Genomic DNA, 18353 nt, shown 5'->3' on the forward strand with positions numbered 1-18353 from the left:
GGTCGGCACCGCGCCACAGGTCGCGTGGACGACACCGCTGGGCGAACAGGTCAGCGCGCCGTTCGTACTGGCAGCACACACGCACTCGGCGCGTCCTGCGATTCCCTGCGCAGGCACCTGCCGGACTCGCTCAGGCCTGCGTCGGCCGCGTCATCTTGAAGAGCGCCTGGGGACCGATCTGGAAGTAGTCGGCGGTCCCGCCAGCGCGCTGGATCGGCATGGCCGCGGCGGTGTCCCAGACGCCATCGACCACGTACTGCAGGTCCAGGTGCACCCCGACCACCTCGCCCATCACCAGCCAGCTGCGGCTGGGCGAGCCGTCGGCCAGCTGCAGGTGGATGATCTGGGTGACCTTGCATTCGAAGCTGGCCGGGCTTTCGGCCACGCGCGGCGCCTTGACCGCCTGGCAGGGCGCGGCGGTCAGGCCGGCGCGGACGAACTCGTCGACCTCCGGCGCGAACGGCGCCGAGGAGATGTTCATGTGCTCGGCCAGCGGCCGGGTGGCCAGGTTGTAGACGAACTCGCCGCTGTCGCGGATGTTGCGCAGGCTGTCCTTCTCGGTCTCGCTGGCGAAACCGATCAGCGGCGGCATGCTGCCGAAGCAGTTGAAGAAGCTGTAGGGCGCCAGGTTCGGCACGCCATCGGCCGAGAGGCTGGAGATCCAGCCGATCGGGCGCGGGGCGATGATGGACTTGAACGGGTCGTGCGCCAGGCCATGGCCTTCGCGCGGGCGGTAGAAATGCGTTTGCGGCATGGCGAGGGATCGAAGCCGGGCGAGACGAAGACGGCCAGTTTAAGGCGTGCACACACCCACGCCGTTGCGCGCTGCGATCACTCCGCCGCCAGCGCCCGCGCGCGCCCGGCGGTCTTGGCCGCGTACAGCGCCACATCGGCGCGCCCGACCAGGCTTTCGGCCCGGGCTTGGTCCTCGCGGCTGGGGTGGCCGGTGGCGTAGCCGACGCTGACCGTGACCACGCCGCCTTCGCCATCGGCATGGGCGATCTGCAGGGCCCGGATGTCCGCCTCCAGCCGCTCGGCCACCACACGCGCGCCCTCGCGCTCGATCTCCGGCAGCATCAGCACGAACTCCTCTCCGCCCAGGCGCACGGGCAGGTCGCCGGGGCGCCGGGCCGCGCCGCGCACGGCTTCGGCGACACGACGCAGGGTGTCATCGCCGGCCAGGTGACCGTAGCGATCGTTGTAGCGCTTGAAGTGGTCGATATCGATCACCAGCAGCGACATGGCGCACCCGGCGCGCTGGCAACGCAACCACTCCTTCTCCAGGCGCTCGTCGAACTGGCGGCGGTTGGCCAGGCCGGTGAGCCCATCGAGCCAGGCGGTCTGGCGCAGCAGGTCGGACTGCTGCTTGAGCAGCAGGTGCGCGCGCACGCGGTTGCGCATGGTGGTGATGTTGACCGGCTTGGTGATGAAGTCCACGCAGCCCACTTCCCAGCAGCGGTTCTCCTCGTCCTGCGTGCTCAGGCCGGTGACGAAGATCACCGGGATGTGCTCGGTGGCCGGATCGTCCTTGAGCGCACGGCAGACTTCCAGGCCGTTCATGCCCGGCATCAGCACGTCCATCAGGATCAGGTCCGGCGGCGTGGCGCGGCAGAACTCCAGGGCCTGCGGGCCGCTGGTGGCCATGCAGATCTCATGCTCGTTGCGGAACACGCGATGCATGGCGTGGATGTTCAACGGCTGGTCGTCCACCACCAGGATGCGCGAAGGCGCGGGGGCGGGCAGTCCGCTGGGGATGGCAGGTGTCTGGGGCAGGGCGCTCATCGGGCGCCTCCTCGGGCAAGCGTGTCGCAGTGACGCAGGGCATCGGCGAAATCCAATCGCTGCAGCGCCTGGCACAGGGCAAGGTGGGTGTCGGGATCACGCTGGCCCAGCGCCGGGTCCAGGCGCAGGAACACATCGAGGGCATCGAGGTTGGAGCGCTGCAGCAGCTGCCGCAGCTCGTCCAGGGTGGCGTTGCCGCCAGCGGGCGCCGCCGGGTCGGAGGCCTGCAGCCACTGCACGAGCTGTTCGGCATCGTGGGCGGCCTGGTACACCAGCTGCTGCAGGTGCGCCTGCTCTTGGGCCGAGACCGGCAAGGGCTGGTCTTCCGGCGCCGCGCGCGTGCGCAGTTCCAGGGTCTGGCTCAGCGTGCCCAGCGCTTCGGCGCCGAAGGTACGGCTGGTGCCCTTGAGCGTATGCAGGCAGCGGATGGCGGTGGCGCGGTCCTGCGCCTGCAGGGCCGTGGCCAGGGCGCTCAACAGATCGAACATCGCCTGCGGAAAGCCACCGAGCAGCTGCACGAAGCCGGGCAGGTCGCCGCCCATGCGCGCCAGCGCCGGCTGCCACGCCAGGCCCGTTGCAGCGGCGGCCTGGGCGGCGGGCTCGGACTCGGGCGCGGGGGAAGACGGGGCGGGTGGCGCGCTGGAATCCATCGAACGGTCACAGGGTGACGGCGGCGCCGGGGGTCGCGGCAAGTGGCGACACTCTAGCGTTTCGTGGGGCCGGGGCAACAGGGGCCGCCGAAGGCACGATTGATGCCGTCGACAGGCCCGGCGGGGCCGCCTCAGCCGTCCCGTGCCACGTGCCGGGCCAGTGCGCGCGCCCGGCTGTCGCTGGCGGCGCTGACCACCGCGAAGCTGGTCTGTCCGCGCGACCAGTACTGCGCCAGCAAGGGGCCATCGGTGCGCTCGCCCGGCTGGCGGAAGTAGCCGCCCGGTCGCAGGTAGACACCGATGCGGGCGCCGTCGGCGGCGTCGTACAGCAACAGCGCGGCCGGCCCCTGCTCGGTGCTGACCAGGCGCGCGCCCTGCAGCGAAAACCCCTGCGTCTGCAGGTCCGGCACGCTGCCGGCCTGGCCGAAGTGCGTGCTCAGCCAGCGCTGCAGGGCGGCGTGGTCGTCGGCCGGAAAGTCCGGGGCTGGCGCCCCCTGCGTGGCGAACAGGCGGTAGGCGGCCACCGCATCGGCCATGGGCAGGCGCGCCTGCGCAGCTTGTGGTGCCTGCAGGGTGCGCATCTGCCAGCCCCCCATGCCGCCTACCGCCACGGCCAGCACCAACGCGGCGGCCACGCCCAGCCGGGTGCGTCGGCGCGCCCGCAGCTGGCGGCGCACGCGCGCCGGGTCCAGCTGCGCCGGCGCCTGGACGCGCGTTTCCACCAGGGCCACGCGCAACTGCTCGGCGCCCAGCTTCCAGGCCTGCACCTGCTCGGCATGGTGCGGGTGATGGGCCAGCCAGTCCTCCACCTCGCCGCGGCGCTGCGGGTCCAGTTGGTCATCGACCAGGGCGTGCAGTTCGTCCTCGCTGGGGGGAAGAGCGTTCATCGCAGGATCCTCAAGGTGGGGCGTGCCGGCGGCGCATCCACCTGCTGACGCAGGGCCGCGCGGGCACGCGAGAGCCGCGACATCACCGTGCCGATGGGAATCTCCAGGGTCTGGGCCACCTGCAGGTAGCTGAAGCCTTCCACGCTGATCATCACCAGCAACGCGCGCTGATCCGGCGGCAGGGTGTCGAAGGCGGCCAGCGCCATGCGGCTCTCCAGGACGGTCTCGGCCGAAGGCGCGGCCTCCTCGGCTTCACCGGTGAACAGGCTCGCCAGCCGGCGCCAGCGCTGGCTGCGACGGGTGCCGTCGATGAAACGTCGATACAGCACCGAGAACAGCCACGCCTGCAGCGCCTCGTCCTTGCGCCGGGTATGGCCGTGGGTCAGGGCGCGCTCCAGCGTGGCCTGCACCAGGTCGTCGGCGGCGGCGGGCTCCTGGGCCAGCGAGCGCGCAAACCGCCGCAGGCGCGGGATCAGCTCGCGCAGGGTGGCGTCGTCGAGATCGGTGGGCGTGGGCATGGCGGCCTGGCAGGGGCGGTGGCAAGGGTGGGACGCACGAAACGGCAGGGTATTCCCGCACCCGAACATCGGCGTGAGCGGTCGCGCGGGACGGCGTGCCACGCGGGGCTGCGCATACAACAAGTGCACAAGCCCCGGCATCACCGAGCGGAATCACTCCGGGGCGCAGGATCTCGCCGCGGGCTGCGGCTGGTCGGCACGGCCGGGAATAAACCTGCAGCCCGCACGTCACACCCTCGAACCCGCCCGCCAGGAAGCCGCATGTCCCAGCCCACGCCCGCCAATCCGCCGCCGCGCAAGCGCAGTCCCGTGCCCGCGCTGCTGGGCATCGCCGCCATCGTGGCGGCCATCGCCGGGGCCTTCGCCTGGGTCGGTGGCTGGTTCGGCGAGCGGCTCACCCCGCAACGGATGACCGACACCATCGAGGCCGGCAAGCCCCACCCCGGCTACCGCCGCGCCCACACCAAGGGCGTGTGCGTGGCCGGGACCTTCGCGCCCAGCGCGCAGGCACCGGGGCTGTCCAAGGCGCGGGTGTTCACCCAGGCGAGCACGCCGATCCTGGGCCGCCTATCCATCGGCGGGGGCGACCCGCACGGCGCCGACGCCCAGGCGCGGGTGCGCAGCGTGGCCCTGCTGCTCAAGACCGACGACGGCCAGGAATGGCGCATGGCGATGAACAGCTTCCCGTTCTTCGTGGTCGCCACGCCCGAGGCCTTCCAGGCGCAGAACATCGCCTCGGCGCCCGACCCGGCCACCGGCAAGCCGGACCCGGCCAGGATGGCGGCCTTCCTGGAGCAGTATCCGGAAGCCAAGAAGTTCCTGGCCTGGGCCAAGTCCGCGCCGTGGTCCAACAGCTGGGCCAACACCCAGTTCAACGGCGTCAACAGCTTCTGGTTCACCGATGCGCAAGGACAGCGCCGCGCGGTGCGCTGGTCGCTGCGTCCGCAGGCGCCGTTCGAAGCGCTCAGCGAAGCCCAGCGCAAGCAGTCCGATGCGGATTTCCTCAGCGAGGAGTTCGACGCGCGCCTGGCCAAGACCGGCCCGGTGAAGTGGGACCTGGTGGTGACCGAAGCCAAGGACGGCGACCCCATCGACGACCCGTCCCAGCCCTGGCCGCAAGACCGCCCCCAGGTCGTGGCGGGCACCGTGAGCTTCACCGCCACCTCGCCCCAGGCCACCGGCGGCTGCCGCGACATCAACTATGACCCGACCGTGGTGCCCGACGGCATCGAGCCATCCAAGGACCCGATCCTGGCCGCGCGCTCGGCGGTGTACTCGGTCTCCTTCAACCGACGCCAGCATGAGATCGGGGCCGGCCAGGCGCCCGAGGCCACCGGCGCGGCCAAGGGAGAAGCCAAATGAATCGTCATGGACACTTCGATGTGCTGGCGCGCGCGCTGCACTGGCTGATGGCGGCGATGATCCTGGCGATGCTGTTCATCGGCGCCGGCATGGTGGTCTCGCTGGCCTGGCGGCCGACGCTGCTGGACCTGCATCGGCCGCTGGGCATCGCCATCCTGCTGCTGGTCATCGTGCGGCTGGTCAATCGCCTGCGCAGCCCGCCACCGCCGCTGCCCACCGACCTGCCGGCGATCCAGAAGCTGGCCGCGCACGCCTCGCACTGGCTGCTGTACGCGCTCTTGTTCGCCATGCCACTGATCGGCTGGGCGATGCTGTCGGCCGGGGGCTATCCCATCGTGTTGTTCAGCGGCGTGCACCTGCCTGCCATCGCGCCGCACAGCGCGGGACTCTACGCGCTACTGCGCCCGGCGCACACAGTCTTGGCCTACATCCTGTTCGCCACGGTGCTGGCGCATCTGGCCGCCGCGCTCTATCACGGTTGGGTACGACGCGATGGCGTGCTGGACAGCATGCTGCGCAGCGGTGCGGGCGCCGGGCACCCGCCACGCGATGTGCCGGAAGCCGAATAGACCGGCGGGCCCGCGCTGTCACATCCTCGGCGTGGCGCCGTGCTTGGGTCGTGCATTGATGTAGAGGCGATGCACGCCAAAGGCCAACGCCAGGCCGACGATGCCGGCGAAGATCTGCGACCAGTCGATACCGCGCGGCGCGGCGCCGCCCAGCGTGTGGCCCCAGCCGTTGAGCAGGAACAGCGCCACCGCGGTCAGCGCGATGCCGATCCAGAACGAGACCCGGTTCGCACCGAGCGCATAGATCAGGAACGGCCCGCCCAGTCCAACCAGGAAATGCACCGGAAAGAAATATGCCGCCCCGTAAGGGCGCATCAGCACCCACACCACGGCGGCAGCCACGGCGACGAAGGCGAAGAACGACAGGGACAGCAGGCGCGTCTTGTTCGGCCCAAAGGTCTGTGGGGTCATCTGCATGGGCTCGGCACGGGCCTTCGATGCTAGCCGCGCGAAGGTCACCATCGGGTCAACACGATGTGCCGAAGGTGTGTAGACGCTCCCATCATCGCCAGATCCGCCCCGTACAAGCAGGCGCAGTCCTGTACCGCGCCGCAGCTGCGAAGCGGCATCGCCCTGGTTCGCTATTCGAAGTCGTACACCTTATGAATGTAGAGCTTCTCCGCATGCGGGCGAATGCCCAGAAGGTACGCGGCCCCGCAGCGACGACAGACGGCCGGGTGCTCCTCATCCCAGCCCCGTTGATTCTCCAAGGCCACCGCCAGCACAGGCCCGCGGCAGGTGAAGCAGCAGAAGGCCAGGTTGCTCCCCTGCGGATCGGCCAGAATCTGGTCGCCTTCCCAGTCCATGATCAGAAAATCAGTGATGTCCATGGGTCAGTTTTCAGGCTTGATGCGTGAGTGGCGCCGCGATGCGAGGAGACATCGACTCAATGGGTCGTGATGCCTCGTACCCGGCTATCGGTAGGGCGGCAACGGCAACGAGGCATCGCAGGACCAGCCGGTCGAGCTGCTTGATCTTAGTGCTGCCGGATCAAACTTGGCCGCACAGCGCGCCCGCTTGGACGAGCGCCTAGGGTCCTGCCCCGAGGGACGCCAAGATGCCGGCGTGGTACTCAGGATCCTTGTCGCTGAACTCAAGAACGCCAGCAGCAAGATCGATATTGATGAATGCCTCGCCATAGTGTTCTTCAGCACCATGCTCGAAGAACACCTTGAGAGTGAGTTTCCCCGCATTCGGTGCCCGCGGATCGCCATCGAGGCAGGCAACGGTCACTGGAACGCGCTGGGTCATTGCCTTTGCATCGGGTTGCAGACCATACGCTCCAGCCAGCAGTGTCAGAAAGGCGTCACTCTCCGGGCCAACCGAGCGGACACTGCCCGCGCCCACAGGAGGGTAAGGTCCACACCCTCGACGAGCTGCTTCTTCCATTCCGGTCCGAGGTCCACTGCCAGTGCGACCGTTCGACCATCGACCGTGCCGCGCCCGACCACCGCGAGCGACCTGTCGCCCGAGGTCTTGGAGCTGGCGATGGGGAGTTCGACATCCACGAATCCATCTTCCTGCGACAGGCGTCCCGCCGGCGGCTCTGATGCGAACGAGAGCCCGAAGATGCTGGCCACGATGCCCAAGAGCACGATTCCGATCGCAAGATACTTCATGCAGGCAGCTCAAGGCGCGCCGAGGGGCATTGGTTTAATGAAATGCTAGGGGCTGTCGAAGTACAAGACGACGTAGTAGTAGTTCTCACCGTTCACCTCACGCCGCATGTAGCTTGAGAATACGGCTTTGTCCTCTGGCTGAGCCAGTGGCGCCATCTGAGTCTTGCCGGAACCATCAACCATTTCCAACGCCTTGGCCTCGAACGAAGCGGCGGCCGCCTCACTGGCGGCAGGCGAAAAATTACCCGGCGTCTCCAGGGGTCCGAAGAATCTGGTCATGGTGCCGTGAAGCGCAAGCCACACCTTCGCTCCAACCTTGGGGTCCTGGCCCTCGTACAGATAGACGCCGATCCTGCGGAGTCGCTTCTCCGAGAAGAAGAACTGGAAATTCTCCTCCTTACCGTCGAAGACACCACTGAACGTTTCCAGATCGCCGTTGGAAAAGGACTTGTAAGGGCCGCATTCGGCCACAGCCAGGACCTCCTCCTGCGCCATGCCGAATTTCCATGACGATGGGTCACACCCGGCAGAAGCGGGTCCAGCGATGAACCAGATTGACAGAACGCACAGGACGAGGAATCGCATGTTCAAGCTAACAAGGAGTGGACTAAGCCGAAACGCAAAAGGTGGTGCGGCTGACATGATCTGTTAGGGCGCGCGCCGCTGGAACCACAGCTCCTGATCTCCATCAGGATCACTGAGGCTACGCGTGCACGATGCTCTATTGAGGTTGTCATAGTCGTGGTGCGGTACGCAGTACAGCATCTGCCCAGGCTCGAATGAAATCTGCAGCTGTCGGACCTGATCAGGTCCGCAGCGGACGTACCGCGCGGCGCCTTTGCGGGGCAAGCCATGAACTACGCCTGAGACGCCGAGGACCTCAGAATCTTCGTCTCCGGACAAGGTGAGCTGGCCGGTATATGGCTGGCCGCTGCGCGAGCCAAGCACTCCGTAGTCCCCTCGAAGCCACGTGACGATCCTGGCATCGTCCCCGGCCGCGGCGGCGCAGATAGCAGCGGAGGGCGACTCTGGAGGTAGGGTGCCGCTCGACAACGCCATCAGTACGGCCAGCGATATGTCCATAGCGTCTCAAGGGTTGGATTGAGTCGAACCGCGAAAGCGGGCACAGCGTCGATGAGTGTTAGGCGCCAACCGAACCGCGCGGCACCACGGCGGACGTACCAAACGTTACAGCGGAGAGCTTGGTCGCTGCAGGCAGCACCTGCAGCGGATCAGGGAGGCCGCAGAGAACTAATGGAGTCTTCGTGCGACTCTGCAACTCATACCTACCCAAGCGGTGGCGGGTCGTGCGATGCACGCCCGACCCATCATAGGCGAAGAGACCTCGCTTGGGGAAAGCGACAAAGTCTTCTGGTCGAGGAAGCGTCACGAGCAGGTCAATGCTGGAAGCTTCCGGCACTGAAAGCACAAGATCCTCAACGACATCTGCTGAACCCCGCGCCGGATTCGGAATCGGCCCTTCGCCACTGGTTGAGTAGATGGCCACATGCCAAGGCCACAGACGGCAAGCCAGGCAGCACCAGTGCCCTGAGGATCGTTCGGGACATCCATGACAACTGGCGTCTGCATCAGCTGGAGCCGCGAGGCCGAGGCCTGGGTGACTTGTCAGGCGCCAACTTGGACCATAGCCACGCGAGCACTCCACCGTAGAGAAGCCACTGAACACTTCCGATGGCGAGCAGAGTCCAGACCGAAGGAGCGTTCCTTCCAGGAAACCCCGCCATTGCCACAAGCACGGTCGGAAGGTTCACCGCCGACACGATGTTAGTGACCATCGGCAGCGACGCCACCCACTCGGTCAGTGGCGAAGCTCCCGAGAGCACCGCAGCGCTAGACAGTAGCCCACCAAGCGCAATTGAAAGGCTTCTCTTGATCAAGCGCGACATGTCAACCTGCGAAACCTAATGCTGGAATTGAGCGACGAGCGAAGCGAGTTCGGCTTGGATGAGTTGTTAGGCTGCATTCTCGCGAATCTGGAAGATGTTGCCCTCTGGGTCAACCGCGTTGCAGACGCGGAACCCTGACCCCAGCCACTGTTCCGGCAAGACCTCACCGCCCAAGGCGGGTGCCTTCGCCGTTGCTTCCGCAATGCTGGGAACCGTGAAGAAGAACTTGAGAGCAGCGTCCTCCCGCCTGTCCGGAGGGCTGGAAATGGAAATAGAAGCCGCAATTGCCGGGGGGATAGCATGGAGCGTCAACTGGATGTCCGGAGAGTGCAGTACGACCAGATCGGATGCTGCATGGACCCGGGACATGCCCAGAAGCGACTCATAGAAACCCGCAAGGCGTGGCAAGTCCTTGGCGTATATGAAAAGGCCAGCTTGTGCGGGACCAGACATTGGGACTCCAGTATTTTCAGATGCCATCACCGTTACTACCACGAGCACGCCGCTTGATGATGACATGACCTACCACCGCCAAGTACATGAGGGCGGCAAGCAAAAAGAACCCAGCGTTGCCAAATACCCACACGCGTCCCGAGCCGCCCTGCGCGATCGCTATGAGAGCCGGCGAAGCGACCCATAGGAATAGCAAGAGCGCGAGTGCAGAGACAGCTGCCAGGGACCAGAACAAGAGCCACCCAACTCGACGTAGCGTGATACTTGACTTGACGAAACGCACAACTGCTGCCCCCTGTTCGTTAGCTCCACGCCCGCCGTAATCTGAAGCCGGCGTGTAACGTCTGAATTAATCAGAACTGCGAAGCGGCCTCGGCTTTGACGAATGGTTGAGCCGCTCGCGCCAGCCTGCTCCAGACATTCGCTGCGGCGCCGCTGACGCCACCAATGACACGCCGCCACTGACGCCAGCCACCCTGGCACCTACACCTGATGTTCTGGTGGGTCGGGCCCGCCGACCGGCCTTCGCAATCACCGCCTGACGCTCAAGCTTAGCGACGGGCGAAGGCCATCCGCTTGAGCGAACGATCAAGTTGTTCGCGAGAGCAGGTCTTCGAGAGCGCCTCTTAAATTGACCAGCTCCTTGGAGCGAAACATCGCAAAGCCGAGATTGATCGGCTTCCACTCTCGGCCATCGAGTAGCCTGACAGCCAAAAAAGGGTATTCAAGAAAGTCATCCGGATTTTCTTCTGTCGTTGGCTTGAACCAACGGCCGGGCTCTAGATTCCGTAGGACCTCTCCGGCGAACGCGCCAAACGCGTACATGGATTTGCCGATCTGATTGATGTCAGCGCCCGCGTGCCTCCACTCATTCAGAACGAAGTCCACCCGCTCAAGACTGGCTAGATCGTACTTGGATAGATCCATTCGGTACTGCTCAAGCGTTAATCGGACCGCATCTTCCGCGTATCCTTGGACAGTCTCTACACTCGGCTGGAAATGAAGGGGGATCACATGAGTCTCCTAAAGCCTGATGCTGGAGTTGAGCCGCGCCGGAGCGGCGTCCATCTGGATGAACTGCTAGTTGGCAAGCACACGCCAGTGAACGACGTGATGTGTGTCGCGCCGGATCGCCACGGTCTCATGCGTAGGTCTGGCTGGATCTGGCGCGCACCTAAAGACCTCGTACACCTTTATGAGCTCCTCCGGCGGAGGAAGCCACTGCCGGTTAAAGGCCGGGCCCGGGCGTCTAGCGTCTACATCTGGGCGGCAGTGAGCCGGTGGATCCCAAGCCTCCGGCGCTGTAAACGCGAGTGCACTTTGGTTGCTGTCCAAATCGTGGACCTCTTGAAGGTCCTTGGCATCGGGTGGGATCCACCCGGGAACCCACCCGCGCTGTACCGCCCCACCCATGACCGCGTCAGACATGCTTGCGTATGAGGAATCCACGACGTCAACAGTGCAGCTTGATGCCAAGAGCACAGCAAGTAGCAAGACCAATGTGCGCAAGAGCTCCTCCTTGCCCTCTAAGACCTAGTGAGTCGACACGCGAAGCGGCTCCGGCTTGGGTGAATCGTCAGACCCCGCACGTCTAGACAGACATGGCGACTGCAAGAAATCCTGAGCCAAACCAGATGAGAAAGCAAAGCCCCGCGCACGGCAGCACAAGCACGCGCGAACAAGCGCCCGCAGCTGCGACAACTGCGACCGCTAGGGTGGAACCCCAGAACATGGGGCGTGCTCCGGTGCCCCAAACAAGCCAGTACGGCGGGCCGATCAGCGAGGCGCCGAGGATCGAACCGGTAGGTAGCCAGTCCGGCTTATGCAATACCAATAGACAGAGCGCGACGTAACAGAGGACAAAGGCAAGCAATGCCGCCGTGGCCACGATGACGAGCAACCGGCTATCTGGTGATGTCGAAGGCCGTGTGGCCATAGTGATCTCTGCTACAGGATCTAGGAAAGGCTAAGTGGAGCGCGCTATGCGGCGGCGCCGGCGTCGATACATTTTGAGCCTATGGCGGGGGTGGAGGGCTGCCACGGCGCACGGCCTCGAGAACCGTGGCCGAACGGAAGACGCCAGACGGCTGGGTATTGATCGTCATCTCCAGTCCTTTTTCCCAAGAAGGCCTCTGCCACAGCCAATAGGTGCATCTGAACAGCGTAGGCGTCAGTTGGGCGCAACTGTCCACGCCTGGGAGCTTCAGGAGTTCGATCTTGCGGCCGGCATAGCGGCGATTGACTGCGCGCTCGACGGCTTCTGGCGCTAGCGCGGTAGACGCTCCAGGCAGCCTCAGCTCCTTCCGAAGTGCGTCGGCAGGACCGACGCAGCCGCAGGCGATGGGCGACCAGCCCACGCCGGCTGCAGCGATGGCAGCCATAGCCAAGGCGGTGAGGCTGACCCCAAACGCTAGTGAACCAGAGGGCATATATCTAACGCCTGGATTGAGCCGAGGCACGAAGGGACTGCGGCTTGAATGAGTCCTTGGCGCTCACCCCTACCACTCCACGGTGACATGCTGGATCTCTTCATCGTTGTAGGCAGCGACGACCGCACGGCCATGGCCGCCACACCATTGAATTGATTGCGTCGCGTAATTGTAACCGGGACCAAGCTGGTGACGCGCAAGCTCAATAGCCTTCTCGTTGGCGGTGCCATGTAGCGTCATCTTGAGCATCGCCGCCAGAAACACAACAAATCCAACGCCAAGGACAAAGGCGTGTCGTGGCGCCGTCGCACTGCGACCACTTGCAAGGAGCGCAGCGATCACTGGGGGAGAGCGCAGTCGCGCGTAAATCCAACCAAGCAGGACAAAGGCTGCAGCAGCCACAAGCCACGGCGTAACAAGCCGCGCTGGGTAGATCTTGGCCTGCGCGATGAGGAGGTCTAAGGGCTGCATGAAAGGGAAGAGTAAAAGGACTGCTCCTGCGAAACTGGCAAGCATGAAAGCTGAAAACCAAGTGACGAGGCGGGCGGCACCTAGACTGCCGCGCATGAGAAAAATGCCAGCCAAGACGGCGAAGATATTGAAGGTAGAGGAATAGCTCTGGCCCTGCGCGAGGCTGTAAATCATGAAGGCAATGTCGACAAGGCCGAATACGGTAAGGGCCAGTCCAGCGCGCTTGAGGATCTCTCGGTGATCTTCCATGAAGCTAACGCCTGAGTTAAGCCAACCAGCGATGGGTACGTCTAGAAGAAACTGCTAGCGCTCACGCCAGCCATTCGAAAAGTGCGTCGTTAGAAGAATGGCCAGTCAGGTCGAGCGGCTCGCCGGAGGCGGGATGCCCGTAAGCAAGTGCGAACTTACAGCATGCCTGATCGAATAGCAGGCAGTCCCCGATGCCCTCAGTATCGTAAGCGAGAAGCTTCATCCGATGAGGGGCAGAGCCCTGCCGTAGTCACGCTGGCCCCAGGCGTCAGCTTGGGCCAAGACATCGGAAGAGGCAACTAGCTGGGCACGAGCACTCGCGCGTTGCCGGGCGAGGTATCCCTCGCGATCTGGCGCACCGTGATCGGGAGTGGCCGACTCACCCGCGAGCGATGCTTCGAGCGCTTTCAATGCCGCTTCCATCCCCATCGGCGCTAACCTCTGAGCTTGGCGAATCCGCTGAGCGGGGTCGCGTTGAGACATTTGCTACTGCTCAACTCAGTAGTGCATGAAATCGAACTCGAACTTCTGTCTCCATGTGTCTTGCTGGCGGACGAACGCGATAAGGATGTTCTCCATCTCGTCTATCGTCTCGGGCGGGTCAATGATCACGGCTTCTGATCGGTTATGGCGATCCCTATACAGTGCGGAAAGCCCATGCCCTGGATCGAGGCTGCCGCTGACTTCCATGGAGATGCCTGGCGAAGTGACGACAACAACCTGATGAAATCCATTGATCCAATCAACGCTACGTAGTGCTGCGTGGATCGCATCGTTAGAGATTGTGGGGGATGAAACGGCAGGGTCATCCCCGAAGTTCGGAACGACGTGAATCCCTACCTCGGACTCCGCAGGGTCCGATCGCCACGCGTCAGTCTCGAGCTGAGAGCTGACCGGCAGAAGCATGAAAAAGAGACTGGCTAGAAGTAGCTTCATAGTGGACTTGACGCCAGATTGAGCGGAGCCATAAAGCAGGCTCGGCTTGGATGAGTTGCTATGTACTGCCGCGCGTGCTCATGATACCGAAGGAGTAGGCCTCGAAAGCAAAGTCCTCGCCAAGGGAATAGAACACTGCGCCACCTTGCTCCTTGAAGCAATAAAGTAGGTCAAGTGCTAGAGATGAAGCGAGGCAAAGTGCTTGAAACGAGCTCCGGCCATGAGCATCGCGAAGCCGACCGTGGAGTGGCGTTAGCGCCACCGGGCAAGCCCACTCATGCGGGTCGTCCCCAACTTGGTAAGGCGTGCCAATCTCGATGCAGATCTCGAATGCCTCCTCGCCAGCGCGCTGTCCCCATAGCCTTTCGCAGGCGATCCCCGGATTCACGAGTGGCGCCTACCACCAGACTCAAGCCGTCGGAGCGGGCTCGGCTTGAGCAAATTACCAGCGCCATGGCCGGACAAGTAGACGGGCGAGCCCAGAGACACGGCATACTGCTCCGCGGACTGAAACGGCCAGAACATCGCATCCCCATAGGAACTCAGTTGCCGATCATACCCACGGCCGGCACGGCCGAACGTAAGGGTGCTGCGGATCCGGAGCATGAAGAGAGCCGACATGGAATGAATTGGCCAACTATAGGGCAAGCCGGACTTCAGAAAGACGATACAACGAGCGTGTAGCTGTCGATGCTCAGGGGTGAGCTTACGTTTACCAGTTAGCCGATACTCACGGTGGTCCGAGTACAGCGGCCAAAAGCCGCGATGGAAAATCTCACTGATCGCCGGATCGTCAGATCTTGGCTGGCGTGCCTCAAATTGGTCGTTTGTGATGCAACCAGCGAGCAATGCACGAGCGGCTGGAGCTAACTGGGAGCGCGCTTGGTGGTCGATCATGCGTGTTAACGCCTAGGTTAAGCCGACTGGCGAATGGGTTCGGCCTGGATCAGTTGTTAGACCTCTCCGCCCGGGAGCCCATCCGCCACAAGCTTAAGTCATGTGACCGCCTCCGGGGGAGCCTAAGCAGCCTGCAGAGCGGTCAATTTCGTGCGCGGCAGAAGGCTAAAATCTTAATTAAGTCGGCCCTCAAGGCGGGCTGGGATTGAATGGATTGCCAGGGTTCAGTGGTTGAAGGGTCTCCCAGCGCAGTATCCCAAAGCACAAAGCCGTCTGTTTCAGGCGATCGCAGGAGAAGCAATGGCGCTATATCCACGTGCCAACGGCGAAAGATCACCAGAAGTTGCCGCACGGTCTCGGACTGCCCTGGAGAGCTGAGGGTCAAATGCACCGTGGTACCAATGCCGCGAATGGTCTGGCACTCAGGTAGCGAGCCAATCCAGCGAAAGAACTGGTCTTCGTCGGCTTGGGCAAAAAAGGTTGGACCTTCAAAGGAAATGATCACCGCGTCAAACACCTGAACTACGTGATCCGAGGGCAGCTTGCACTTGAATGAACTGCTAGTGTCTCCTCAAAGGAAGAGAAGAGGCCACAGTAGCGTAGTTGCCGCGAAGAACAAAAATGGAATCGCTGCCAGCTCTGACTTTGCGAAAGAAGCACAGCTCAAGAAGAATGACCCGAAGGCTAGTGGCACAATCAAGGCAAAGCCGAGGGGGGAGGATGCTAGGAAGATCAGCGCAGCGCAGGAAAGAAATGCGATACCGGAGAACGCAAATAGAAATTTGCGATACGAACGAATTCGTTCCACGAGTCCTTTCAGAGCGCGCATAGGCACCTAACGTCTGAGATGAGCGGAACCGCGAAGCGAGTCCAGCCTGGATGACCTGTTAGGGCCGCCAGACATTGAGACTACTGGCGCCGAGGAGCCAGTACCCAGCAGCTGCCGCCACCGCGGTGCACACGGCCATGAAGGACCAGTGCTTGGCGTGGACTGCGGCGCGACGCTTCGCGAGCTGATAGAGCCACAGGCCGGAAAGGAAAAGAACTGCCAATAGCGTCGAGAAGAGCAGGCCGGCTTCGATGCTCAGACTGATATGTCCGTCATCAGAGTAACCGGCGAACTTGTACCACTGCCAGATCGCAGCTAGCAGCCGCTCAGCTACCGGAATGCACAGGGCCAAGGCAGCTGCGAGGGTCACAAGAGACGTGACGGCGATTGCTTTGTTGAAGTTGTCGCCTTGCATGATGCGGACATGACGCCTGAGTTTGGCTGAGCAGCGAAGCGGCGCGGGCTTGAATGAACCGTTAGGTACGTGCCCGATGGGCTATCACCAGCCGGGTGAGCAGATTGAAACCGAACTCGGCAAGCTCAGCCTCCGACATGTCCTCCAGACGCTCAAGGTCTGCCTGATGGAAGTACTTCCAGGTAAACAGAGCCCTATGTTTCCATGGGCCCTTCCCGAGGCCGTTCGCATTCGTTACATCGTCCATGACGATGCGAAGCTTGCCGCTTGGCAAAGCGAGGACGCTGCAGGCAACCCCGACCGAGCCCCGCCTTTGGTGATCTGCTTCATTACTCAGCATGGCACCTAACGCCTGAATAAGCCGACCCGCGACGCGGCTTCGGCTTGGATGAACTGTTTGGCAGTGAGTAGCCGGAAAGGTTGGCTGGCGCAACCTTGCTCCCCAGCATGCCGCAGGGACCGAGTGTGCCACAGCTTGCGAGATGGAGCTCGTCCAGCGCTGCCGTACCCGTGATGCCAGCGAAGCCATATGTATTGAGTGCAGCGCGGCAACGACGTACTAGGGCGAGACCACGGCCTGCCGCAGTCCTGCTGCGGTGGTGAGTGCTGCCTGGAGCCGGCCGCATGCGCACCAGTGAATCCATCGAAGCGGCGGAAGTCCAAACACTGTGCTCCACCATCGCCTAACCTGAGTAACGACGCGCCACGAAGCGGCGCCGGCTTGAACGAATCGTCAGGCACCGCCCACAGGCACATCCATGCCGGGTTCAAGCGCCAACCCTTTGACCCGAAGATTTCCCGGAGCGCTGTACTCATCGACATAGATCTCGATGTCACCTATGCCTCCTTCTCCCGAGCAATCGGCAGAGATGTGGAAGTGCTGCTCTGGATCGTTGCGCAACTCATTGAGCAGAACGATCAGGCGATCGATCTCCTTGGCAGTAAGGCCGAGACTGATGCCGTACCACCCGTTGTTCCAATTCTCTATCTCACCGACCATGGACCTTGATCCGCCTGCCTAACACCAATGTTGAGGCGCGCCGCAACGCGGGTTCGGGTTGGATGAAGAGTCAAGTCGCACTACATGCCGCCCGTGTAAAAGAGAAGATAGCAGGGTAATGCAACTGTAGCTAACACGTAGATCGAGTATGAAATAGACCGAACCGCACGGTAGCGACTCACAAACCACGCGACAAAAACAAACAAAAATACCGAAAGAGGAAAGTATAGGTAGTAGGTTGTCCGCGCAGAAAGCATGTCAGCGGATATACCTTGCAGTTTGGCTTGCTGCGCAAAATCCAACCCGGAGAGTACGAGAAGTCCCCACGCTCCTGCGAGAGCGGCTGCAAGAAAATAAGAAAATCTCATTCGGCTTAACTCCGAAATCAAGCGGACTCCACCGCGGCAGCGGACAGTTAGGCTTGAATGTATTGTCAGCCACGTCACTCACTCCGGTGATAGAAGGAGACGCTTTTGACCGAAGGCGGAAGGTGCTTGAACGTGAATCGTGAGTTGAACTCACAGTAGCAGGCCGCAACTGCATCTGCCGCATAAAGCGTATAAGAGAGGGTGAGGTCGCTGCCATCGAGCTCGTAGCGTGGCTCTTTGACGGCTAGCCCGCACTCGCCAGGGTCTTGGACGAAGAACGATGGGCTGCCGCCCCGCTCGGTCTTGACGATTGCGACAATGGGCAGGTCGGCAGGCCAGTCTCCAGGGCAACCCAGGAACTCGAACGCCATGCCATAGGGGTCCTCTGGGTCGGGACGCGGCTTGTTGATCTGCCAAGCCAGCGTGGAAAACCCGATGGTGAGGAGAACCAGTCCTAGAAGTGGGAGCTTCTTGCTCATAGGCGCTAACTCTTGATTTGAGTCAACCTGCAAGGCGGGTCCGGCTCAATTGAATTGCTAGGTGCACGTTCACCACATCGAGGCATGAGCATGGAGCCACCAAATAGTCCCGGCAAGTGCAGCTAGGCCCGTGACCTCTACCAGGATGCTTGCCCAGAGTGCGGTCTCATCAATCTCTCGGATCCCAGTGTCCGGAAAGCGACCAAGAGTGAAGGCTCTCCAAATCAACCAGCCGATCGACCAACCGACAGTCCGAATCGCGAACTCATAACCTAGCCACCACAAGGCACGTGCAATCCACAATGCGGGTCGGAAAAGATCGATTAGATCGAGCACAAAAGCTCCTGGGTGCACCAAACACCTGAGCTAAACAGCGCGAGAAGCGGCGTCGGCATGAATGAGGAGTTAGGCCTGCGAGCGATGACGCATGGAGTGCAATGGCGCAATCTAGAGTGACAAAAATTGCAAGTACAGACGGCCGAACGGCGGCGACAACACCACGACGCACGGCTCCTCTACACCTAGAGCTATCA

The 18353-nt window shown here is 62.8% G+C and carries 22 protein-coding genes; 3 read left to right on the forward strand and 19 right to left on the reverse strand.

The annotated features are described in order from the left end of the window. Positions 1–130 precede the first annotated feature (130 nt). From EPA99_RS09625 to EPA99_RS09645, 5 genes are all read right to left on the reverse strand, one after another. Positions 131–754 carry a flavin reductase family protein gene (locus tag EPA99_RS09625; protein WP_129471000.1) on the reverse strand — a complete coding sequence of 208 codons (624 nt, stop codon included), beginning with the start codon at positions 752–754 and terminating at the stop codon, positions 131–133. Between the two features lie 77 nt (positions 755–831). Continuing rightward, positions 832–1782: a diguanylate cyclase domain-containing protein gene (locus EPA99_RS09630; RefSeq protein WP_129471001.1), complete on the reverse strand. Its 951-nt coding sequence runs from the start codon at positions 1780–1782 to the stop codon at positions 832–834. Continuing rightward, complete coding sequence (locus EPA99_RS09635) at positions 1779–2432, reverse strand: Hpt domain-containing protein (RefSeq protein ID WP_129471002.1); 654 nt, start codon at positions 2430–2432, stop codon at positions 1779–1781. The genes EPA99_RS09630 and EPA99_RS09635 overlap by 4 nt, the downstream gene beginning before the upstream one ends. 131 nt (positions 2433–2563) lie before the next feature. Then, positions 2564–3319, reverse strand: coding sequence for an anti-sigma factor family protein (locus tag EPA99_RS09640; protein ID WP_129471003.1), 756 nt, complete (start codon positions 3317–3319; stop codon positions 2564–2566). Next, entirely contained in the window at positions 3316–3837 is a 522-nt protein-coding gene (locus EPA99_RS09645; protein WP_129471004.1) for an RNA polymerase sigma factor, read from the reverse strand. The genes EPA99_RS09640 and EPA99_RS09645 overlap by 4 nt, the downstream gene beginning before the upstream one ends. 261 nt (positions 3838–4098) lie before the next feature. Between EPA99_RS09645 and EPA99_RS09650 the strand changes: the two genes are divergently transcribed. Both EPA99_RS09650 and EPA99_RS09655 read left to right on the forward strand, forming a co-directional pair. Further along, the gene (locus EPA99_RS09650) at positions 4099–5199 is read left to right on the forward strand and encodes a catalase family peroxidase (protein WP_129471005.1); all 1101 of its coding nucleotides are present in this window, start codon (positions 4099–4101) and stop codon (positions 5197–5199) included. After that, positions 5196–5768: a cytochrome b gene (locus tag EPA99_RS09655; protein ID WP_129471006.1), complete on the forward strand. Its 573-nt coding sequence runs from the start codon at positions 5196–5198 to the stop codon at positions 5766–5768. Before EPA99_RS09650 ends, EPA99_RS09655 begins: the two co-directional genes overlap by 4 nt. A gap of 18 nt (positions 5769–5786) precedes the next feature. Here the strand turns inward: EPA99_RS09655 and EPA99_RS09660 are convergent, their stop codons facing one another. The 12 genes from EPA99_RS09660 to EPA99_RS09710 form a co-directional block, all read right to left on the reverse strand. Beyond that, a complete protein-coding gene (locus EPA99_RS09660; RefSeq protein ID WP_129471121.1) occupies positions 5787–6179 on the reverse strand; it encodes a hypothetical protein in 393 nt (130 codons plus the stop codon). A 170-nt stretch (positions 6180–6349) separates the two neighbouring features. Continuing rightward, positions 6350–6598 carry a hypothetical protein gene (locus tag EPA99_RS09665; RefSeq protein WP_129471007.1) on the reverse strand — a complete coding sequence of 83 codons (249 nt, stop codon included), beginning with the start codon at positions 6596–6598 and terminating at the stop codon, positions 6350–6352. Between the two features lie 199 nt (positions 6599–6797). Next, complete coding sequence (locus EPA99_RS09670) at positions 6798–7019, reverse strand: hypothetical protein (protein ID WP_129471008.1); 222 nt, start codon at positions 7017–7019, stop codon at positions 6798–6800. A 44-nt stretch (positions 7020–7063) separates the two neighbouring features. Next, on the reverse strand, positions 7064–7387 hold the full coding sequence (locus EPA99_RS09675; RefSeq protein WP_129471009.1) for a hypothetical protein: 324 nt from the start codon (positions 7385–7387) through the stop codon (positions 7064–7066). A gap of 45 nt (positions 7388–7432) precedes the next feature. Next, entirely contained in the window at positions 7433–7882 is a 450-nt protein-coding gene (locus EPA99_RS09680; protein WP_129471010.1) for a hypothetical protein, read from the reverse strand. A gap of 1478 nt (positions 7883–9360) precedes the next feature. Then, positions 9361–9813 (reverse strand): VOC family protein, encoded by a 453-nt coding sequence (locus EPA99_RS09685; RefSeq protein ID WP_241688344.1) that lies wholly within the window; start codon positions 9811–9813, stop codon positions 9361–9363. Positions 9814–10335: 522 nt separating this feature from the next. Further along, the gene (locus EPA99_RS09690) at positions 10336–10674 is read right to left on the reverse strand and encodes a hypothetical protein (RefSeq protein WP_129471011.1); all 339 of its coding nucleotides are present in this window, start codon (positions 10672–10674) and stop codon (positions 10336–10338) included. Positions 10675–10827: 153 nt separating this feature from the next. After that, positions 10828–11229 carry a YbbD-related protein gene (locus EPA99_RS19190; RefSeq protein WP_484573023.1) on the reverse strand — a complete coding sequence of 134 codons (402 nt, stop codon included), beginning with the start codon at positions 11227–11229 and terminating at the stop codon, positions 10828–10830. A 1016-nt stretch (positions 11230–12245) separates the two neighbouring features. Next, the gene (locus EPA99_RS09695) at positions 12246–12896 is read right to left on the reverse strand and encodes a hypothetical protein (protein ID WP_129471012.1); all 651 of its coding nucleotides are present in this window, start codon (positions 12894–12896) and stop codon (positions 12246–12248) included. 498 nt (positions 12897–13394) lie between these two features. After that, a complete protein-coding gene (locus EPA99_RS09700) occupies positions 13395–13802 on the reverse strand; it encodes a hypothetical protein (RefSeq protein ID WP_129471013.1) in 408 nt (135 codons plus the stop codon). Positions 13803–14871: 1069 nt separating this feature from the next. Beyond that, positions 14872–15234 carry a hypothetical protein gene (locus EPA99_RS09705; RefSeq protein WP_129471014.1) on the reverse strand — a complete coding sequence of 121 codons (363 nt, stop codon included), beginning with the start codon at positions 15232–15234 and terminating at the stop codon, positions 14872–14874. Positions 15235–15616: 382 nt separating this feature from the next. Further along, the gene (locus EPA99_RS09710; protein WP_129471015.1) at positions 15617–15973 is read right to left on the reverse strand and encodes a hypothetical protein; all 357 of its coding nucleotides are present in this window, start codon (positions 15971–15973) and stop codon (positions 15617–15619) included. A gap of 76 nt (positions 15974–16049) precedes the next feature. On the opposite strand from EPA99_RS09710, the gene EPA99_RS09715 reads away from it, so the two are divergent. Beyond that, positions 16050–16322, forward strand: a complete 273-nt coding sequence (locus tag EPA99_RS09715; RefSeq protein ID WP_129471016.1) for a hypothetical protein — start codon at positions 16050–16052, stop codon at positions 16320–16322. Positions 16323–16706: 384 nt separating this feature from the next. Here EPA99_RS09715 and EPA99_RS09720 read toward each other — a convergent pair whose 3' ends face one another. Both EPA99_RS09720 and EPA99_RS09725 read right to left on the reverse strand, forming a co-directional pair. Next, positions 16707–16973: a hypothetical protein gene (locus tag EPA99_RS09720; RefSeq protein ID WP_129471017.1), complete on the reverse strand. Its 267-nt coding sequence runs from the start codon at positions 16971–16973 to the stop codon at positions 16707–16709. Between the two features lie 442 nt (positions 16974–17415). Then, positions 17416–17820: a hypothetical protein gene (locus tag EPA99_RS09725; RefSeq protein WP_129471018.1), complete on the reverse strand. Its 405-nt coding sequence runs from the start codon at positions 17818–17820 to the stop codon at positions 17416–17418. Positions 17821–18353 lie beyond the last annotated feature (533 nt).

This window comes from Pseudoxanthomonas composti (assembly GCF_004122095.1).
GTDB classification, from domain to species: domain Bacteria; phylum Pseudomonadota; class Gammaproteobacteria; order Xanthomonadales; family Xanthomonadaceae; genus Pseudoxanthomonas_A; species Pseudoxanthomonas_A composti.